This is a genomic window from Bombilactobacillus sp. ESL1092 (assembly GCF_058107465.1).
Window position 1 is genome coordinate 1,202,848 of sequence record NZ_CM176594.1, and the last position, 19,496, is coordinate 1,222,343.

General features: G+C 38.7%; 20 protein-coding genes and 1 riboswitch. Of the genes, 16 read left to right on the forward strand and 4 right to left on the reverse strand.

The features are described from left to right. Nucleotides 1-76 precede the first annotated feature (76 nt). Nucleotides 77-325 (forward strand): type B 50S ribosomal protein L31, encoded by a 249-nt coding sequence (locus tag AC3B6Y_RS05415; protein ID WP_489757109.1) that lies wholly within the window; start codon nt 77-79, stop codon nt 323-325. Nucleotides 326-419: 94 nt separating this feature from the next. On the opposite strand, the gene AC3B6Y_RS05420 is transcribed toward AC3B6Y_RS05415, so the two are convergent. After that, nucleotides 420-1,634 carry a multidrug efflux MFS transporter gene (locus AC3B6Y_RS05420; protein ID WP_489757110.1) on the reverse strand — a complete coding sequence of 405 codons (1,215 nt, stop codon included), beginning with the start codon at nt 1,632-1,634 and terminating at the stop codon, nt 420-422. A gap of 93 nt (nt 1,635-1,727) precedes the next feature. On the opposite strand from AC3B6Y_RS05420, the gene AC3B6Y_RS05425 reads away from it, so the two are divergent. The 8 genes from AC3B6Y_RS05425 to thiW all read left to right on the forward strand — a co-directional run bounded on the left by AC3B6Y_RS05425 (nt 1,728) and on the right by thiW (nt 8,927). Further along, nucleotides 1,728-3,095, forward strand: coding sequence for a UDP-N-acetylmuramoyl-tripeptide--D-alanyl-D-alanine ligase (locus AC3B6Y_RS05425; protein WP_489790645.1), 1,368 nt, complete (start codon nt 1,728-1,730; stop codon nt 3,093-3,095). 318 nt (nt 3,096-3,413) lie between these two features. Beyond that, entirely contained in the window at nt 3,414-4,916 is a 1,503-nt protein-coding gene (gene cshA, locus AC3B6Y_RS05430) for a degradosome RNA helicase CshA (RefSeq protein WP_489757112.1), read from the forward strand. 11 nt (nt 4,917-4,927) lie between these two features. Beyond that, nucleotides 4,928-5,329, forward strand: a complete 402-nt coding sequence (gene acpS / locus AC3B6Y_RS05435; RefSeq protein ID WP_489757113.1) for a holo-ACP synthase — start codon at nt 4,928-4,930, stop codon at nt 5,327-5,329. Then, a complete protein-coding gene (gene alr, locus AC3B6Y_RS05440) occupies nt 5,289-6,413 on the forward strand; it encodes an alanine racemase (RefSeq protein WP_489790647.1) in 1,125 nt (374 codons plus the stop codon). Before acpS ends, alr begins: the two co-directional genes overlap by 41 nt. A gap of 230 nt (nt 6,414-6,643) precedes the next feature. Next, entirely contained in the window at nt 6,644-6,907 is a 264-nt protein-coding gene (locus tag AC3B6Y_RS05445; protein ID WP_489757115.1) for a ribbon-helix-helix domain-containing protein, read from the forward strand. After that, nucleotides 6,891-7,235 carry a type II toxin-antitoxin system PemK/MazF family toxin gene (locus AC3B6Y_RS05450; RefSeq protein WP_489757116.1) on the forward strand — a complete coding sequence of 115 codons (345 nt, stop codon included), beginning with the start codon at nt 6,891-6,893 and terminating at the stop codon, nt 7,233-7,235. The genes AC3B6Y_RS05445 and AC3B6Y_RS05450 overlap by 17 nt, the downstream gene beginning before the upstream one ends. Before the next feature lie 183 nt (nt 7,236-7,418). Further along, nucleotides 7,419-8,132 (forward strand): C39 family peptidase, encoded by a 714-nt coding sequence (locus tag AC3B6Y_RS05455; RefSeq protein ID WP_489757117.1) that lies wholly within the window; start codon nt 7,419-7,421, stop codon nt 8,130-8,132. A gap of 44 nt (nt 8,133-8,176) precedes the next feature. Further along, nucleotides 8,177-8,265, forward strand: a riboswitch (TPP riboswitch). Nucleotides 8,266-8,417: 152 nt separating this feature from the next. Beyond that, nucleotides 8,418-8,927, forward strand: a complete 510-nt coding sequence (gene thiW, locus AC3B6Y_RS05460; RefSeq protein ID WP_489790649.1) for an energy coupling factor transporter S component ThiW — start codon at nt 8,418-8,420, stop codon at nt 8,925-8,927. A gap of 73 nt (nt 8,928-9,000) precedes the next feature. On the opposite strand, the gene cbpA is transcribed toward thiW, so the two are convergent. The 3 genes from cbpA to AC3B6Y_RS05475 all read right to left on the reverse strand — a co-directional run bounded on the left by cbpA (nt 9,001) and on the right by AC3B6Y_RS05475 (nt 10,950). Further along, nucleotides 9,001-9,666, reverse strand: a complete 666-nt coding sequence (gene cbpA / locus AC3B6Y_RS05465) for a cyclic di-AMP binding protein CbpA (RefSeq protein ID WP_489757119.1) — start codon at nt 9,664-9,666, stop codon at nt 9,001-9,003. Nucleotides 9,667-9,680: 14 nt separating this feature from the next. Then, a complete protein-coding gene (locus AC3B6Y_RS05470; RefSeq protein ID WP_489757120.1) occupies nt 9,681-9,824 on the reverse strand; it encodes a hypothetical protein in 144 nt (47 codons plus the stop codon). A 154-nt stretch (nt 9,825-9,978) separates the two neighbouring features. Then, a complete protein-coding gene (locus AC3B6Y_RS05475) occupies nt 9,979-10,950 on the reverse strand; it encodes an L-lactate dehydrogenase (protein ID WP_489757121.1) in 972 nt (323 codons plus the stop codon). A 410-nt stretch (nt 10,951-11,360) separates the two neighbouring features. Between AC3B6Y_RS05475 and pth the strand changes: the two genes are divergently transcribed. The 7 genes from pth to tilS all read left to right on the forward strand — a co-directional run bounded on the left by pth (nt 11,361) and on the right by tilS (nt 19,491). Beyond that, a complete protein-coding gene (gene pth / locus AC3B6Y_RS05480) occupies nt 11,361-11,918 on the forward strand; it encodes an aminoacyl-tRNA hydrolase (protein ID WP_489757122.1) in 558 nt (185 codons plus the stop codon). 10 nt (nt 11,919-11,928) lie between these two features. Further along, entirely contained in the window at nt 11,929-15,450 is a 3,522-nt protein-coding gene (gene mfd, locus AC3B6Y_RS05485; RefSeq protein WP_489790651.1) for a transcription-repair coupling factor, read from the forward strand. 4 nt (nt 15,451-15,454) lie between these two features. Next, on the forward strand, nt 15,455-16,984 hold the full coding sequence (locus tag AC3B6Y_RS05490; RefSeq protein ID WP_489790055.1) for a putative polysaccharide biosynthesis protein: 1,530 nt from the start codon (nt 15,455-15,457) through the stop codon (nt 16,982-16,984). Nucleotides 16,985-17,000: 16 nt separating this feature from the next. After that, nucleotides 17,001-17,243 (forward strand): RNA-binding S4 domain-containing protein, encoded by a 243-nt coding sequence (locus AC3B6Y_RS05495; protein ID WP_489757125.1) that lies wholly within the window; start codon nt 17,001-17,003, stop codon nt 17,241-17,243. Between the two features lie 96 nt (nt 17,244-17,339). Beyond that, nucleotides 17,340-17,705, forward strand: coding sequence for an FtsB family cell division protein (locus tag AC3B6Y_RS05500; RefSeq protein ID WP_489774751.1), 366 nt, complete (start codon nt 17,340-17,342; stop codon nt 17,703-17,705). Between the two features lie 16 nt (nt 17,706-17,721). Beyond that, nucleotides 17,722-18,129, forward strand: coding sequence for a S1 domain-containing RNA-binding protein (locus AC3B6Y_RS05505; protein WP_489757127.1), 408 nt, complete (start codon nt 17,722-17,724; stop codon nt 18,127-18,129). A 39-nt stretch (nt 18,130-18,168) separates the two neighbouring features. Beyond that, entirely contained in the window at nt 18,169-19,491 is a 1,323-nt protein-coding gene (gene tilS, locus AC3B6Y_RS05510; protein WP_489790652.1) for a tRNA lysidine(34) synthetase TilS, read from the forward strand. The last annotated feature ends 5 nt before the right edge of the window (nt 19,492-19,496 follow it).

Below are 19,496 nucleotides of genomic sequence, written 5' to 3' on the forward strand. Positions count from 1 at the left end.
TAGTGCTATCATAACAAGTTGTTAGTCAAATTAATCTCTAGATCAGCAAATGGTCTAGGGCCAAGGAGTGTCAATTATGAAAAAAGGAATCCATCCTGATTACCATGAAGTTGTTTTTATGGACTCAGCAACGGGTAAGAAGTTTTTAGCTGGTTCAACAGTTCAATCAAATGAAACTACCGATTATGAGGGTAAAGAATATCCTTTGATTCGGGTTGAAATTACTTCTGATTCTCATCCATTCTACACTGGTAAGCAAAAGTTTACACAAGCCGATGGTCGAATCGATCGTTTCAACAAGAAGTATGGCTTGACAGAAAAATAATTGTTTTACTAAAAAAACGTCCTCAATTACGAGGACGTTTTTTATTGGCCAATATTTTCGGCTCAGAATTAGTAGTTAAGTTATTCTTAGTAGACTATTGGTTAACATTGTCTTTTAATTTAGGTTTCTTGGTCACTTGTTGAACAAAACCTAAATTGATTAGCTCTAAGAAAGCAGTAGATAAGAAGACCATGGCGTAACCTAAGGTTCCTGAAACTAACGATCCTAATAAAGGACCGGCAAAATTGCCAATGTACATAAAACTTTGATTATAGCCGAAGATCCGGCCAGAAATTTCATGCGGACTTTCTTTGGCTAAAATAGTTTGAACTTGAGGGAGTAGGGCAGCGTTTGAAATACCCACTAAGAAGCGTAAAGCCATTAGTTGCCAAACATTAGTGACAAAAGCTTGTGGAATATAAACGATAGTTGCAAAAATGAGTCCCACAATTAAGACTCGTTTAGTCCCAATGCGGTCACCTAAAGCGCCTAGGCGCGAAGCTAACAGTGCGGATGGAATTCCCGGCATGGCAGTAACTAAACCACTAATAAAGGCCACTTTACCTTGACCATGCATTAATTGATGTACGTACAAACTAATAATAGGGTTAATCGAATTATTAGCTGTTTGAATAATGAAGGTCGTGATACACATGCCAATAATAATTTTGGGATTAGGAATTTGGTGGTACACTTCTTTAAAGGTTGCCTGTTGATCTTTAGGTACCGGAGTAAAGTCTTCTTTGACGAAAAATAGACAAAGAACGAAGGCACTCAATAACAAAATACCGGTAATCAAGAACGGTAGGCGGTAACCGAAGGATTGTGCGATCACGCCCCCAATTAACGGCCCCAATAGATTACCTGTCACGGTTCCGGTTGTTAAGGTTCCCAAAGCTTTACCTACATTTTTGGAGGGCGCAGTTGTAGCAATTAAAGTGTTAGAATTGCTAATGTATCCTGAAAAGATGCCTTGAAGAGCCCGTAAAATTAACAATTCATACACATTAGTGACGATAGACATACAACCAATCACGATAGCCATGCCCAGTGAGGCCCTTAAGATAATGGTCTTACGTCCTTTTCGGTCTGCTAATTTGCCCCACATCGGAGAAATAGCCGCGGAAACTAAAAAGGTAATGGAATATGTAATTCCCGACCAAAATGATAATTGAGCATTACTAAAATGTTGTAACGTGTTAATATATAATGATAAAAATGGCACAACCATGCTAAAACCAATGCCGGCAATAAAATTGCCAAACGTTAAGATATACATGTTTCTTTGCCAATATCGATCTTCCTGCATTAATTTCACTTCCATTTACATGAAAATATTATAGCACTCAAAAAGTTAATTTCTGGCAATTATTCTCAATAAAAATAATTAAGGAGTACATTTATGAAAATGCATTTAAGTCAGATTGCGCAATTGCTGCAATTGAAGCAAACCTTTAGTGAGGATCCCATCGTGCGTGATGTGGTTTTTGATAGTCGTAAAGTGACGCCTGGTTCCTTGTTCGTTCCCTTGATTGATCAACGTGATGGTCATGAATTTGTTGCACAAGCACTGAACCAAGGAGCTGTGGCCACCTTGTGGCAAGCAGATCATCCGTTACCAGCTACGAATGTTGAGAATTATTTAGTGGTGGCTGACCCACTGAAAGCAGTGCAACAGTTAAGCCAAGCCTATCTAGCTCAGGTTCATCCCCAAGTAGTGGGCATTACTGGCAGTAATGGCAAAACAACGACGAAAGATATGGTAGCGGCGATTTTAGCACAAAAATATCGCGTAGCGAAAACACCTGCTAATTTTAATAATGAAATTGGAGTACCGCTAACCATTTTACAAATGGCCCCCGATACGGAAATTTTAGTGGTAGAAATGGGAATGGATCGTCCTGGCCAGTTGACCGCTTTATCAAAATTAGTTTGTCCCGATGTGGCAGTCATTACGATGATTGGTGAAGCTCACATTGAATTTTTCGGCACACGAGCTAAAATTGCGGATGCTAAGATGGAAATCGTTTCAGCTTTAAAAACAACGGGTTTGTTTATTTACAATGGCTCAGAGCCGCTATTGCAAACTAGAGCCCAAACTGTTTCGCAGGCTAAACAAACTTTCGGTCAGCAATCACAATTAGATGTGTATCCGACGATGATTCAGACTTATCAGACACATACTAATTTTAAAATTAACTGGGATGAAAATTTAGAGTTTAGTTTACCGTTAATGGGTGATTATAACGTGGATAACGCTCTAGCAGCCTTGTTAGTAGGGCGACATTATCAAGTACCATTAACACAAATGCAGTCAGCATTGCGTGATTTTCAACCTACTAAAAACCGGACCCAGTGGTTGCGGACAGCTACCGGCACACAAATTTTAAGTGATGTCTATAATGCTAATCCGACGGCGATGATTGATGTGATTAAAAATTTTCAAGAATTTCCGATTACGCAACCAGGCCGACGCTTATTAGTGTTGGGTGATATGTTAGAGTTAGGAGAAAAATCAGCCCAGTTGCATGCTAGTGTGGCACAAGCCATTGATTTTTCTAAAATTAATAAAATTTACTTATATGGTCAACAGATAGCAGCTTTACAAAAAGCTTTACCACCCGATTTTCCAGTGGCTTTTTATGAACTAAACCAAAAGCAGCAATTAATTAATGATTTAAAAGCAACGATTCAGGCCAATGATTTAGTTTTATTAAAAGCTAGCAATGGTTTGCACTTAGATGAAGTTGTGCAGGCACTATTGAAATAAGTTGCTCCGGTATTTAATTTAAAACTCAATTTCACAGCTGATTGTAATGGTGTGACGTTCCCGGAGACTAGCTATGGTCAAGTTCTGAAGTTTAAAAACCAAAACTTAAGTCCTTAACCGGAGCCATACTTAACTTCTCAATGCTCCATGTCACAGTTGATTTGAGTTAAAGTTCTTTATCTTCAATTCAAAACGTGGTAAAGTAGTTAGCTAGTGAAAGTTTCTGAAAAATAATGATAATGATTACAAGACAGTTGATTTGATACAAAACTAGCCCCTGTTTTGTGATTGACTTTCACAATTCTAGGAGGATATTTTTTGAAATTTAGTGAACTTAATTTAAATGAAGACTTATTAAAAGCAACACAGGAAGCGGGCTTTGAAGAAACAACGCCCATTCAAGAAAAGACCATTCCGCTAGTTTTATCAGGGGTGGACGTCATTGGTCAAGCACAAACCGGTACTGGTAAAACCGCTTCTTTTGGTTTGCCATTATTGCAAACAGTGGATACACATGCACCTTATGTTCAAGCTTTGGTTATTTCACCAACTCGAGAACTAGCTGTGCAGACGCAAGAAGAGTTGCATCGTTTAGGTCGCTATCATCATGTAGCAGTGCAAGCAGTTTATGGTGGTTCCGATATTCGGCGGCAAATTCAAGCTTTGCGTAATCATCCCCAAATTGTCGTGGGCACTCCTGGACGGGTTTTGGATCATATTAAGCGCCATACTTTAAAATTAGACCATGTCCAAACGGTTGTGTTAGATGAAGCAGACGAAATGTTGGATATGGGCTTTGTTGAAGATATTGAAAATATCTTGAAGAATGTGCAAGCGGATCATCAAACCTTACTTTATTCAGCAACCATGCCGCGGCCAATTATGAATATTGCTGAAAAGTTTATGAAGGATCCCAAAATAGTTCAAATTAAGTCTAAGGAATTAACCGCAGATAAAATTGAACAATATATGATTCGTTCTAAGGAATATGAAAAGTTTAATACCATGACTCGGTTATTTGACGTTCAAAAGCCAGAATTGGCCGTTATTTTTGGGCGGACCAAACGGCGGGTTGATGAAATTACTCGGGGTTTAAAAGCGCGGGGCTATAATGCTGAAGGTATTCATGGTGATTTGTCCCAACAAAAACGGATGAGTGTTCTGAAGCAATTTAAAGCGGGAAAATTAGAATATTTAGTGGCAACGGATGTTGCTGCGCGGGGCTTAGATATTTCTGGTGTTAGTCACGTATTTAACTATGATATTCCCCAAGATCCAGACAGTTATGTGCATCGAATTGGCCGGACGGGTCGTGCCGGTCGCTCTGGAATTTCCATCACGTTTGTATCACCAAATGAAATGAGTTATTTACGTGCAATTGAACAATTAACTAAGGTGCGGATGTTGCCCTTAAAGCCGCCAACTGATCAACAAGCATTAGCTGGACAGTTAGAAGATGCAACTAAAAAGATTGCTGAACAAATTAGCCATGGTAAATTGGATAAGTTTCAAACAGTGGCACAACAGTTATTGGAACAATATGATGATGTTCAATTAGTTGAATTATTATTGAAGAATTTGACGAAAGATCCTGAAGCCATTCCGGTAAAGATTACACCAGAACGGCCATTGCCGAGTCGCCATAACCGTAATTACCGTGGTGGTAATGATCACCGGTCACATTCTCGTTATCGGGGTAACGACCGTCGGCGGCACAATAATAATGATCGCCGGCATTATTCTCATGATGACCGGCAAAAACGCAACAATAATAACAACCATCATCGTAACTTTACAATTAGGACTAATAATAGTCGGTAAAGGAGTTTCAGTTGATTCAAGGCTTAGGAATTGACATAGCAGGAATTGAGCGCATTTGGCAGGCTTATCAAAAACAGCCCCGTTTTTTAACCAAAGTTTTAACGGTAGCAGAACAAAATGTATTTCATCAATATCGCGGTCAGCGTCAAAAAGAGTTTTTGGCGGGCCGCTTTTCTGCTAAAGAGGCTTTTAGTAAGGCTTTGGGCACCGGTATTGGGCCGGTTAGTTTTCAAGATTTAACAATTTTAAATAGTGATAATGGACAACCTTATGTTAAACAAAAGGTATATACTGGAACTGTTTGGATTTCGATTTCACATACTCAAACTTATGTAATGACCGAAGTTATCTTGGAAAAGGGAAGTGGTTCAGATGCAACCTTCAATCCACCGTCCGACAATGATCACGATTGATCGGCAGGCACTAAGACAGAATTATTTGACTTTTCGGCAATTGGCCGGTCCTCAGCGGCAAGTTTTTGCGGTTGTGAAGGCTGATGCTTATCATCATGGTGCGGTAGAAGTGGCCAAAGCTTTACAGGAAGTCCAAGTGGATGGTTTTTGTGTTGCTACTATTGACGAAGCCTTACAATTGCGGCAGGCTCATATTACAGAACCAATCTTGGTCTTAAATGTTGTTCCGGTTGAACAAGCACCGTTGGCGGCACAACATGACATTTCGCTAACCGTCGATAGCTATGAATGGTTAGTGCAAGCTAGTAAACAGGTTAAAACCCCAGTGAAGGTGCATTTAGCTCTGGATACTGGGATGGGGCGGATTGGTTTTCGAATGCCAGCAGATAAGGCAAGTTTATTAGCGGCATGTCAAATCTTGGAGCAATCACCGTTATTAATTCCGGAAGGAATTTTTACGCATTTTGCGACTGCCGATGAACAAAATTCGGCTTATTTTCAACAACAATGGGCTTCTTTTGAACAGACGGTAACCGCATTGCCACTTAAGTTTACCTATGTGCATATGGCTAATACGGCTACTGCTATTTGGGCGCCAACTTTGGACAACAGTAATTTGGTGCGGCTCGGGATTGGTTTGTACGGACTAAGTCCGGCCGGTAAGTTGCGTAATGATGTGTCGTTACCTTTAAAACCCGTTTTAAGCTTAACTAGTCAAATTGTTGCTTTGCGCCAGTTACATGCCGGTGACAAAGTCGGCTATGGAGCAACGTATACCGTGCAAGCTGAGTCGGAATGGATTGCCACGGTGCCACTGGGTTATGCTGACGGCTGGCATCGAAATTTGAGTGGTAGTTCGGTCTTAGTAGCAGGGCATAAGTGCCCGATTGTAGGGCGCATTTGTATGGATCAGTTAATGATTAAAGTTCCTCAGCGTTACGCGTTAGGAACTACCGTGACGCTGATCGGTACTCAAGACCAGCAAACTATTAGTGTTGATGATGTAGCTAGTTTTGGTCAAACCATTAACTATGAAATTTTATGTTCTCTATCCGAGCGAATTCCCCGTACGTATATTAATTAAGTACTCAACTGAATTAACGTCAGAAGCAGTCCTGTTTTTTAAATTAATTGTGTTAAAATAACATTAAGTTTAAAAAAACAGACTTCTGGAACACTGAACTCTAGCTATGAATAACTTCTAAACAAGATATAATAGTTATTAGCTGATTTTTGGATAATTAGTTGCTAGCGACTTAGTCCGGTAGTTGACAATGATATTTAATTGGTAAAAGATTAGGGGGGAGAATAACCATGGCCGCATTTCAGAAAAATTTTTCCGTTCAATTAGATTCTGATGTCGTCGATCGATTGCAGAAGTATAGCGCTGAAAATGCTTGTGATACTAATTATGTTATTGATGAAGCATTGTTTAACTTCTTTCAGCAAGAGGATCGGATGGTAGGTCAATTAGTTGATGGTTATTTAAATATGGCAGATATTAACGAAGAAATAAGTAATGCTTTTTCAATTTGTGAACAGGAAGTAGATAGGCAAGTCAGTGGCTATTCCAATTAAACGTGGCGACGTATTTTTCGCCGATTTATCACCCGTGGTTGGTTCCGAACAAGGTGGAATGCGACCAGTATTAGTAGTACAAAATAATGTCGGTAATCGTTACAGCCCGACAACCGTTATTGTTGCCATTACTGGGCGAATCGAAAAGCCGAAGATGCCGACGCATGTTGGTATTACTAAGGAAGATGGTTTTAGTAAAGATTCAGTGATTTTAACTGAACAAATTCGCACAATTGATAAGCAACGTTTAAAAGAAAAAGTAACGACTCTGTCAGCAGAAAAAATGAGTGCAGTTGATAAAGCTTTAAGAATTAGTATTCATGTATAAAATTAAGATTGCGATAAAAGACGTTGTAAGTGGAAGTACTAAATAGCATTTGAGAAAGCAGTCTTCACAAAAATGTTCGCAAATTTTTAAAAATTTGTGGGCATTTTTTGTTTTAACTTTTTTTAACTAGCGAAATTAATAATTATCGTACAAAAAAGCCAGTATCTGAGTATAATTATTTATATGAAAAAAACTACAAAGTTCGTCATATTCTTTTTAGCAATCTTCTTAGTTGGTGGTCTAGGTTATTATTTGTTTATCGCCGCCGATGGTCTGCATAATCCGTTCACTTACCATCAAGAGGTTTTATTAGATGTACCTTACGAAAATCAACTAGAGGATAATCCTTTAAAAAATGGCTGTGAAGTGACTTCATTGTCAATGTTATTGCGATACTATGGTTTTCACGAAACTAAAAATGACTTGGCAGCTCAGATTGACCGTCAGCCTTTTTTGGTAGATGCGACGCACCATGGTGATCCGCGTAAGGGTTTTGTTGGTAATATCAAAGATGGTTATGCAGCTATGGGCGTTTACGTGGAACCAATTAGTAAGTTGTGTCGGCAAATTGTCGGTAACAAATATCAGGTTCACAGTGGCGAAAATTTACAGCCAGCCGATTTAAAACGTTTGATACACCATGAGAAACCAGTTTGGATTTTGGCTACGTTAGATTTTCAACCAGTGACCAAAAATGATTTGCTCAAATGGAAGACGCCTTCAGGAACAATGACCGTCAGTCCTTTGATTCATTCGGTAGTTGTGACTGGTATTGATCAACATTATTTTTATGTAAATGACCCACTCAAGAAAAAAGATCGGAAAGTTCCAATTAAAAAATTATTGCGTTCCTTTACGGGAATGCGAGCTCAATATTTATATTTAAGTCAAAAATAAATTTGGGTGTTCCTAAATCAACAAAAGCTACTATAATGAATTTTAGAAAGTCTACGGGGTGCTAAATAGCTGAGAACATACTCGTGAACCTGATCTAGATAATACTAGCGCAGGAATAGACACAAAATAAGCTGGCAGCTAATTGTTGATAACTGATCTTGAGATAAGGGAATTGTTTTGAGATCTGGCTGAAGCTGATTAGTTCTTGAACTTATTTTGGCTTCAAGATGTTTTTAAGGCTGTGAACCCCCTTCGACTTTAATTCAATAGTTGGAGGAAACAGTGATGACGAAACAAAGTTTGCAGGTCAAAAGATTAACAGTGATAGCATTAATGATTGCGTTGGATTTTATCCTATCACCAATTTTGAGAGTCGAGGGCATGGCTCCCATGTCGAGTGTTGTCAATATCATTGCGGCGGTATTAATGAATCCGTTCGCTGCGACGTTGATGGCCTTGATTTGTGGGTTAATGCGGATGCTATTTTTAGGTATTCCGCCATTAGCTTTAACAGGAGCGGTTTTTGGCGCTTTTTTAGCGGCATTCTTTTACAAAGTTTGGCCGCATTCGTGGGCAGCTGCTCTGGGAGAAATAATTGGTACGGGCATTATTGGTTCATTATTATCTTATCCAGTAATGGCCTGGTTCACAGGATCAGCTAGTGGCTTATATTTATTCGTTTATACGCCCCGTTTTTTAGGCGCAGCCATTATGGGTTCTATTGTAGCTTGTTTATTATTAATTAAATTAGGTAAATTATCTACCTTTCAAAAGATCCAAAAGTTATTTCGTTAAAAAATAAAAAATGAGGCTCGGACCAAAATTGTCCGAGCCTTATTTTAGTATTAAAAAAATTCTTCAATTGACTTTAAGCTTGGGGGAGCTCGTTTAAAATAGTGCCCTTTTGCAAATCATCAATTTCGGCTACGCGAAAGTTGTTTTCTTCTAGTTCATGAACAATTTTTGCTAGCGTAGCTGGTGTCAGTCCCGATTGTAACGTAAATAAATTCCGCCGTACGAGAGCTGTTTTGCGGGCATCCAAGGTTAAGCAACCAGCAATATTAGCATAGCGACTAATAATTGAAGACATAGCTGCTAATTCGCCGCTTTGTCCCGAGGAAATTACCGTTAAGACGTAACTACCAGTATTAATATTCCAGGCTTCAGATAACATATTTAATAATTTAGTATGTGTTAAAATTCCGTAAAAATGGTTGTTCTCGTCTAAAACAGCAATGTAAGGTAAATCTTTAATATTAAAAAAGACTTTAAAAAAGGGAGCGTTCACGGGAATGGTTTTGGTTGCATTCTTGATTAGATAGGTAACTGGTAAGTTCATATCACCCCCACGTGATTTGTGACGGTAAATGTGCATTTTATAAATATTGCCCCGAAAGATTGTTCCCGTTTCATCTAAAATCGGGACACACCGAAAACCAGTATCTTCTAAAATTTGTAAAGCTTCAGCTAAAGTAACTGATTCTTGAACCGTAGTTAAAAATTGTTTTTTTAAAACAAGTGATTTAATCAGCATGATTGTCTCCTTTACTACTCATCGCTGGAAGCAAAATAAGCTGCTGGCCAAAAGGCAACAAACAAAGGTACAATACCTAACCACCAATTTTCTAAAGCAATGCCGCCTAAAACGCATAATACACATAAGACTAATAAAATAATCATGAACTTCTTCATTGATGAACCTCCAATCATTATCTATTACCTTTTATTGTAAAGCCAAGTTCCGGGTTTGACAAATTAATGACGATTAATTTGGCCATAAAAAAAGACTGAAGTGATTGTTACTCTGATTGCTCCAATCTCTGATTCAGTCTTTTGTTTAATTAAATTATTTAATGCCAACTTCTTTAAAGCTATCTTCAGCAACTTTCCGTAATTGCGCTGCAGAATTGTCCATTTTAGCTTTTTCGGCATCAGTTAAAGGAATTTCCAAAATCTTTTGGACACCATTGCGGTTAATCACAGTTGGTGAACTGATGTATAGATCTTGGACACCGTATTGACCGTTCATCCCAACGGATAATGGTAAAACAGTATTTTCATCACGTAACAAAGCTTGGCAGATTCGTGCTAAAGCAGTACCAATACCATAGAAGGTAGCACCTTTAGTATTAATAATGTCGTAAGCAGCATTAACGATGGTATCATTGAGTTCAGCTAATTTTTCTTCGGTTAATTCTGGATGAGTAGCACGCAATTCAGCCATTGTTAAGCCCCCAACTGTTACATGAGACCAGGCAGCAAATTCACTATCACCGTGTTCACCCAAGATATAGCCGTGAACTGAACGAGGGTCAACATTTAATTCTTGACCAACAAATTTCCGTAAACGAGCAGTATCTAGTGAAGTACCAGTACCGATAACCCGTTCTCTTGGGAAACCAGAAATCTTCCAAGTACCATAAGTTAAAATATCTACTGGGTTAGCAGCAACTAAAAAGATTCCATTAAATCCAGAATCAACGATTGGTTTAATGATCGTTTGTAGAATCTTTAAATTCTTATTAACTAAATCTAATCTCGTCTCACCAGGCTTTTGTGGAGCACCAGCAGTAATGACAACGATATCAGCATCTTTGGCGTCACTATATTCAGCAGAATAAAGTTTAGTTGGATAACTTAAAGGTGTGGCATCAGCAAGGTCCAATGCGTCACCTTTGGTCTTATCTTTAGCAATATCAGTAATGCCAATTTCGTTAGCAATACCTTGTAAAGTCATTGCGTAAGCAAATGTTGAACCAACAGCACCATCACCAACTAATAAAATTTTAGTATGGTTTTTATCTGTAATACTTGTCATGAATTCTACCCCTTTTTTTACTTTGTTAATAACTGCACGACTTGATTTTACCACGCAAGTTTCTGAAAAAAAAGTGGTTTGTGTAATTTGACACTATTAAATTAGACTAAAATAGCCTGAGAAAGCTATTTGAGTTCCATTACTATGACGGATATTTTTTCAAGATAAATGTTATAATCAAGCAGCAATGCTTGTTAAAATTATGTTGAAATCAAAAATTACGAGCTATTAATATTAATTGCTGGGCTTTGTTTTCAACCACAACGAACATTAATTATTAGTGATAACCTAAACACTAGCATTTTAAGCCGCAGAGACTTAAATTTTTTAGAGAAAGATTGAAGTGGAAAAATTAAGCAATATTAGTTAATAAATTATGTAATTAAAACTTGAAAACTAGGTGAAAAATTATGAAGGCAATTTTTGGATTAGGCAATCCGGGCGTACAATATGATCAGACAAAACATAATATGGGGTTTATGACAATTGATCAATTGGCCCAGTATTATCAAGTGGAATTAAACAAAAAAGAATGTTCCGCACTAGATGTGCGTTTTAAATTACAGGGCGAAGCAATTTATTTAGTTAAGCCCTTAACATTTATGAATACTTCAGGTAATGCGGTACGAATGCTCATGGATTATTATCAAATTCGTCCGGAAGAAATTTTAGTGATTCAAGATGATTTAGATATGCCAATTGGGAAGGTTCGTTTACGCCAACAAGGCTCAGCTGGTGGACATAATGGTATAAAAAGTATTATCTCTGCGGTCGGAACCAAAGAATTCAAGCGGGTTAAGATTGGAATTGGACACCCCAAACGTTCACAAGTGATTAATTGGGTGTTAGATCCATTTTCTGAGGCTGATGCGCCCCAGGCGCAAGCTGGCATCCAGCGGGCAGCTGAAGCGATTGAACAATGGATTACTACGGATAATTTTCAACAAACAATGAATGATTTTAATTAGGAGAAAGATAGTGCAACTAGTTGATTTTTTAAAACAAAATCATGATTTGAAAAAATTTATTGCGCAATTACAACCGCAATCAAAACAATTATTGACGGGTCTTAGTGGATCGGCTAAAGCATTATTTTTAGCCACTTTAGTTGAGCAAACACAACAACCAGTGCTGCTCGTTACTGATAATAATTACCATGCAGATTTGTTATGTGATGATTTACAACAATTGCTACCAGCACAGCAACTGTATAACTTTTCAGTGGAAGCCTTAATTGCGACGCAAGTAGCAACTAGCTCACCGCAGGCTTTACGGCAACGGATTTTAGCTTTGAATTTTTTACAGACGAAACGTCCGGGAATTGTGGTGACTTCGGTTAGTGGTCTGGAATATTTGTTACCAACACCAGAACAATTTGCTGAAGCGCAAGTAAGTTTAAAAGTCGGCCAAGAAATTACGGTGGAACACCTGTTACAACAACTAGTGACTTTGGGATATCGGCGGGATAGTTTAGTTGCCCATCCTGGTGAGTTTGCTTTGCGCGGCGATATCTTAGACTTTTATCCGTTAACCAGTAACCAACCAGTTAGATTAGAATTGTTTGGCGATGAGCTTGATACGATTCATGAATTTGACCCGCAAAGTCAACGCAGCCAAGCGCAGTTATCACAAATAACTATTACGCCAGCGCAAGATCAATTAGTCACGCCAGAAGTCTTGAAACAAAGTGGTCAACGATTACAAAAGCGTTTGCAAACTGATTTAAAGAAAATTAAAGATGACGCTACTAAAAAGGCGTTACGGACCAATTTTCAAGTTGATATTGACCAAATGTTACGTGCACAACTGCCAGCTAATTTAAATCAATATGTGGATTTATTATATTCTACGACTACGACGTTAACTGATTATTTAGCGCCCACTGGGGTTTTGGTTTACGATGACTATAATCGTTTGCAAGAACAAGAGCGCGCCAATGTTGAAGAAAATACGGCGTGGATGAGCGGACAATTGGAAACAGGGAAGTTATTGCCACAACAACAATTGCGGCAAACATTTAATCAAGTGACGACTAAAATCCAGCAGCCGCAAATTTATCTATCATTATTTCAAAGAAGTAGTTATACTTTTCGCTTACAGCAATTGCTGCATGTAAATAGTCGCAGTGTTCAACAATTTTTTAGTAATTTACCGTTATTAAAGACGGAGATCAACCGGTGGCAAAAGCAAGGATACACGATTGTTTTATTAATCAGTAATCAAAGTAATTTACAAAAATTACAACGAACTTTAGCCGATTTTGAGATCACAGCCAAAACCGCAACGCTTACCACTTTACAAAAAGGTCAGACTCAATTAGTAGCTGGCGGTTTTCATGCTGGCGTTGATCTGCCCCAAGAAAAAGTGGTTATTATTACTGATAAGGAGTTATTCAATCGCCAGCCGCAACGCAAACGTGTCCGTTCAACGATTAGTAATGCGCAACGATTAAAAAGTTATACGGATTTGAAACCGGGAGATTACGTAGTCCATGTTAATCATGGTATTGGTAAATTCTTGGGTACGCAGACATTAGAAGTGGACGGTAAGCACCAGGACTATATGACCATTGAGTATCGTGATGATGGCAAGTTGTTTATTCCCGTTACGCAATTGAACATGGTCCAAAAATATGTGTCTGCTGAAGGCAAATCACCGAAGTTAAATAAGTTAGGTGGTAGTGAATGGCATAAGACTAAGCAAAAAGTTCAAAAAAACATCGAAGATATTGCTGATGATTTGGTAAAATTATATGCTCAGCGAGAATCAGAACCGGGTTTTGCTTTTTCCCCAGATGATGATTTGCAAACAAAGTTTGACGAACAATTTGCTTATATTGAAACACCAGATCAATTGCGCAGTATTGCGGAAGTGAAAGCGGATATGGAAAAACCCCATCCCATGGAACGGCTATTAGTGGGTGATGTGGGGTTTGGTAAGACAGAAGTCGCTTTACGCGCAGCTTTTAAAGCAGTCAATGATAATAAGCAAGTGGCCTTTTTGGTACCAACAACTATCTTGGCACAGCAGCATTACCAGACGATGTTGGAGCGTTTTGCGGATTTTCCGGTACAGATTGCGATTATGTCACGGTTTCAAACCACAGCACAGCAGCGGCAAACTAAGCAAGGCTTAATTGATGGCAGCGTGGATATTGTTGTCGGCACCCATCGCTTGTTGTCGAAGGATATCCAGTTTAAAGATTTAGGTCTATTGATTATTGACGAAGAGCAACGTTTTGGTGTAAAGCATAAAGAACGCTTAAAACAACTCAAATCACAAATTGATGTTTTATCCATGACTGCCACCCCAATTCCACGAACTTTGAACATGTCGATGATGGGGGTTCGGGATTTGTCGGTGATTGAGACGGCTCCTCCTAACCGCTATCCGATTCAAACATTTGTTATGGAACAAAATTATGAAGTCATTCGAAACGCGATTGAACGCGAAATCCAGCGTGGTGGACAAGTATTTTATCTACACAATCGGGTTGAAGATATGGAGCAAACCGTTAGTATCTTGGAGGATTTGATTCCAGATGTTCGAGTCGGGATTGCTAATGGTCAAATGTCCGAAAACCAGTTAGAGAGTGTGATTACTAGTTTTTTAAATGGTGAATATGATGTGTTGGTGACCACCACAATTATTGAAACCGGTGTCGATATTGCCAATGCCAATACGCTAATTGTTGAGAACGCGGACCATTATGGCTTATCTCAGTTGTACCAATTACGTGGGCGGGTTGGGCGTTCCAGTCGCGTGGCGTATGCTTATTTTATGTATCAACCTAATAAAACTTTGACAGAAGTTGGCGAAAAGCGCTTGGAAGCTGTTAAGAATTTTACAGAGTTAGGTTCCGGTTTCAAAATTGCAATGCGCGATTTAGCTATTCGAGGTGCTGGTAATTTATTAGGCCAGCAACAGCATGGTTTTATTGACTCTGTGGGCTATGACTTGTATACGCAAATGCTCAATGAAGCAGTTGCCAAAAAGCGCAATCAACAAGCACAAACGCCGTTAACCGATGCTCAATTACGGTTAAATGTCGAAGCTTATTTACCACATGAGTATATCAGTGATGAAAGTCAAAAAATTGAAATTTATAAGCGGCTACGTGAAGCCAAGTCCCTAGAGCAGATTACCCAATTAGGACAGGAACTTCAGGAACGTTTTGGCCGTTTTCCACAAGAAGTAACTAATTTATTGCAGATTAGTGCCATAAAGATTTTAGCCGATCAAGCATTGGTTAAGAAGATTGTGCAACTAGAGACACAAGTCGAAATAACGTTTGATCCAGCGGCTAATCGTTATTTAACAGGGAAACAACTTTTCGCTAATTTGGCAACTGTTGATTTTAAGGCCCGCGTGGCTAATGAGCACCATTATTTTGTGATAAAATTACAGTTAAAACCAACCGATGATTTATTAGCTGGTTTAAAGCAACTTTTAACGCCATTTGCTAAACAGGCGCAGGCCAAATTAGAAAAGACAAGTTAAAACAATGAAAAAAAAGCAATTACATTTTTGGTGGCAAAGTACGTGGATTTTGTCATTATCAGCACTAATTACTAAAATTTTGAGTGCTTTATACCGCATCCCATTACAAAATATTGTTGGTGATCGCGGCTTTTTTGTCTACCAGCAGGTTTATCCAATTTACGGACTTTGGACAGCGATTACGTTAACCGGTTTGCCAATGTTTATTTCGCAAATAATGGTGGAGGATCCTGATCACCAACAAAGTAATTATCAGCATTTGCGTAATTGGTTAGTGTTACTAGCGATTATTTCAGCAGTAACTTTGTGGTTAGTTGCGCCAGATTTGGCACGGTTGATGGGCGATCGAAATTTAAGTTATTTAATTCAAACGGTAGCAGGCTTTTATCTGTTAGCGCCACTGGCGGCCTTATTTCGTGGGATTTTTCAAGGTAAGCTCTTGATGTTGCCTACGGCTTTAGCGCAGGTGAGTGAACAAATTGCACGCGTGCTAGTGATTGTGTTCGTTGCGCTGGGTTTTAAACAATTTCATTGGTCGTTATATTTAATGGGAAGTTTAGCACACGCAGGGGCCATTGTAGGAGCCATAGTTGGTTTATTAGTATTAGGGTATTTTTGGACACAAATTCACCTACAGCAAGTAACAGACAATTCGCAACCAGTTGTTTGGCAGCAACTAAGACACCGCTTTTTGACCGAAGGCTTAGCCCTTAGTTTATTTGGTAGCATTTTAATTTTGTTACAATTAGTTGATTCCGTCACGGTCTTGAAGTTATTACGCCAGATCCACGTAGCACATCCGCAAGTAGTAAAGGGCATTTATGATCGCGGGCAACCACTAGCCCAATTAGGCATTGTGATTGCTGTTTCTTTTGCGACAACTTTACTACCACAAATTAGCGCACAACGTGGACCCAAGGCTCAACAGTTGGTGGCGGCTACTTTACATGTTTCCTTGGTGTTAGCGAGTGCTTGTGCGGTAGGGTTGGCCGTTTTAATGCCGCAAATCAATACCTTACTTTTTACCAATGCTCAGCAAAGTCTGAGTTTAGCAATTTATGTTTTATCGCTCATCTTTATTTCTTATGTCACCATTATCAATACGATTATGCATGCTTTTCATCAACAACAAAAAAATTGGCGGGTGTTAGTCGTTGGTATTGTGGTCAAGTTATTAGCTAATTTGGGCTTGATGCCCATTTTGGGAATTCAAGGGGCTAGTTGGGCTACTTTATTAGCTAGTTTAGTCATGGCCGCACTGATTTATCATTATTCAGGTGCTTTCTTACAAAAAATTATCTGGAAAGAAAATTTCTGCTTAAAAGTTATTGTTATTGTTGGTACAATGGGATTAATTGTTGGAGCTACTAGTTGGTGCTGGCAATTTATTTGGCCACTAGATCGTTTCCATGCTGCCATTGAAACACTGTTCGAAGCTGGTTTGGGAGTGATCTTAGTCTTAGGAGGTAGTTATTATAGCCATCTGTGGTCAAAAGCAGAATGGCAGTTATTACCGGGAGCAAAATTTCTGTGAAAAAAAGGAGTCAAACATGCGCTTAGATAAATATTTGAAGTTGTCGCGATTAGTGAAACGACGGCCATTAGCTAAAGAGTTGGCTGACAAAGGACGAGTAGAAGTCAATGAGCGAGTTGCTAAATCCGCTAGTGATGTAGAAATTGGTGATCAAATTACAATTCACTATGGTAATCGTCAAGTGCAAGTACGCGTAGTGGCAACACCGCAAATTGTTAAAAAAGAAGATGCAGCGAAGATGTATCAAAGATTAGACTGATTAAATAATAGACAATATAATATTAATGTTGTTATACTCAAAATAGGATAGCTAAACGGAGGGATTATTTTGTCTAATCAGCCGAGGACTAATAACGTGAGTCCAATTAACATTGATAATGAAGATCGGTCAGCTGAACGTCAATTTAAACGGCATGTTCAAGCAGTTCATCGGCGCCGGGTAACGGTATTACTAGGTGTATTAGCCTTGATTAGTCTGTTATTTGGTGGACGCATTTATCAAGCTAATAAAACGCAAGCCGTAACCAAGCAAAGTGTCTTTCAACAGCAACAGAAGTTGACAGCGGCAAAAAATAAAAACGCCGATTTACAAAACGAAATTCAGCAATTACATCGACCAGAATATCTCGACAATTTAATTCGTTATCGATTCAACTATTCTAAAAATGGGGAAATCATTTATAATATTCCTAATGAATCAAATAAAAATTTAAATTTTTAAGGAGTAAGGAAAGAAAATGACCGTATCGGTAGGAACAAAAGTAACGGGTAAAGTGGTTGGCATTAAAAATTTTGGAGCTTTTGTTGATATTGGTAATGGCCAGAGTGGTCTGGTACATATTAGCCAGATTTCTAATGATTATGTCAAAGATATTCATGATAAGTTGAGTATTGGTGATGAAGTTACCGCTATTGTGGTGAGCGTTGATAATGGTAAAATTGCTTTATCAATGAAAAAAGCTGAACCCAAACCTAGTTATAAACGTCATGGTGGACATAATAATCATGGTCATGTTGCTACACATAAATCGGAGGATTTTGATGACTTATTAGCTGGTTTTATGAAAGAAAGTCAGGATCGTTTGGCAACGATTAAAAAGAACACTGAAGGGAAAAGAGGCGGCCGTGGTGGTCGTCGTGGTTAAGTGCGAGCAAGTTTAGCCCGGACTTTTTTAGTATAAATTATGGATGTGACAGAAGCTAAATTTGTTCAAGAAGTGCGTACTTATCAAGATTGGACTGCTAAAACGCGTGTGTTAATTGCGGTTTCTGGCGGTAGTGATTCCCTGGCATTGTTAAACTTGGTGTTACAATTACCTCAAGCTTGGCGCCCTGTGATTCATGTGGCAACTGTTGATTTTCAGTTGCGAGCGCAAAGTGTGTCAGAAGTGGTTTTAGTGCAGCAGTTTTGTCAACAGCACCAGATTGCTTTTCATACGATTACTTGGCAGCATGAATCGGTAGTGACGGATTTAGAAAATCAAGCCCGCCAATTTCGTTATCAGTACTTTGCACAATTAATGAAGCAATTTGATTTAGAACAATTATTAGTTGCGCATCAGCAAGATGATCAAGTGGAAACAATCTTAATGAAATTGATCCGAAGTGGTAGTTTGTGGGAAGTGCCGGCAATGCAGCGGTGTCGGGCTTTTGCTTCTGGACAATTAATACGACCGTTGCTCAATTTTTCTAAGCAAGAATTAGTGGCTTACTTACAACGCCAGCACATTAGCTTTGCAGTTGATGCAACTAACTTTGAAGATATTACGTGGCGCAATCAATTGCGCAATCAAATCATTCCCCAACTGCAAGCATTAAATCCGCAATTTTCCCAGCACGTAACTAATTTTGCTACCCAGTTACAACAGTCAGTGCAATTAACGACAGCAATGTTTGAACAATTACAAACGCTTAGTATTAGTGTTGGCGCGCGAGCATTAGATATGGATTTAACGGCGATTAATTCTTTAAATGCAGAGCAAACAGTTTTATTTATTCAGTATGTATGCCATCACCAGTTAAACTTAGATTTAACTAACCGCCAATTGCAACAAGTTAAACGCTTATTACCACAGGCTAACGCCCAGATGGATATTGGACAAAATTGGTTACTGGTGAAAGCTTATCAAAAATTAAGTTTGCTTCAGAAGTCACAATCGAAAAAGACGTTCGCGCTTGCGCTCAAGTTGAATCAGCCCTGTCTTGCAAATGATGGACAAAAGTTTACAATTAAACAGTCTTCAAAAATCAATCGCAATACTTTTTATTTTAATCGTTTGCCACAAAAAATTCGGATTCGGACACGCCAGCCAGGAGATCGTGTCCGTTTAATGAACGGGCAGCATCAAAAGCTAAAAGATCGCTTGATTAACTTGAAGTTGCCCCGCTTATTGCGAGATCAATTGTGGGTAGTCACTTTTGATGAAGAAATTGTTTGGATTAAAGATATTTATCGTTATCAAATTTCCCCTACACAATATTTATTTGAAATTAAGATTGGAGATTAATTATG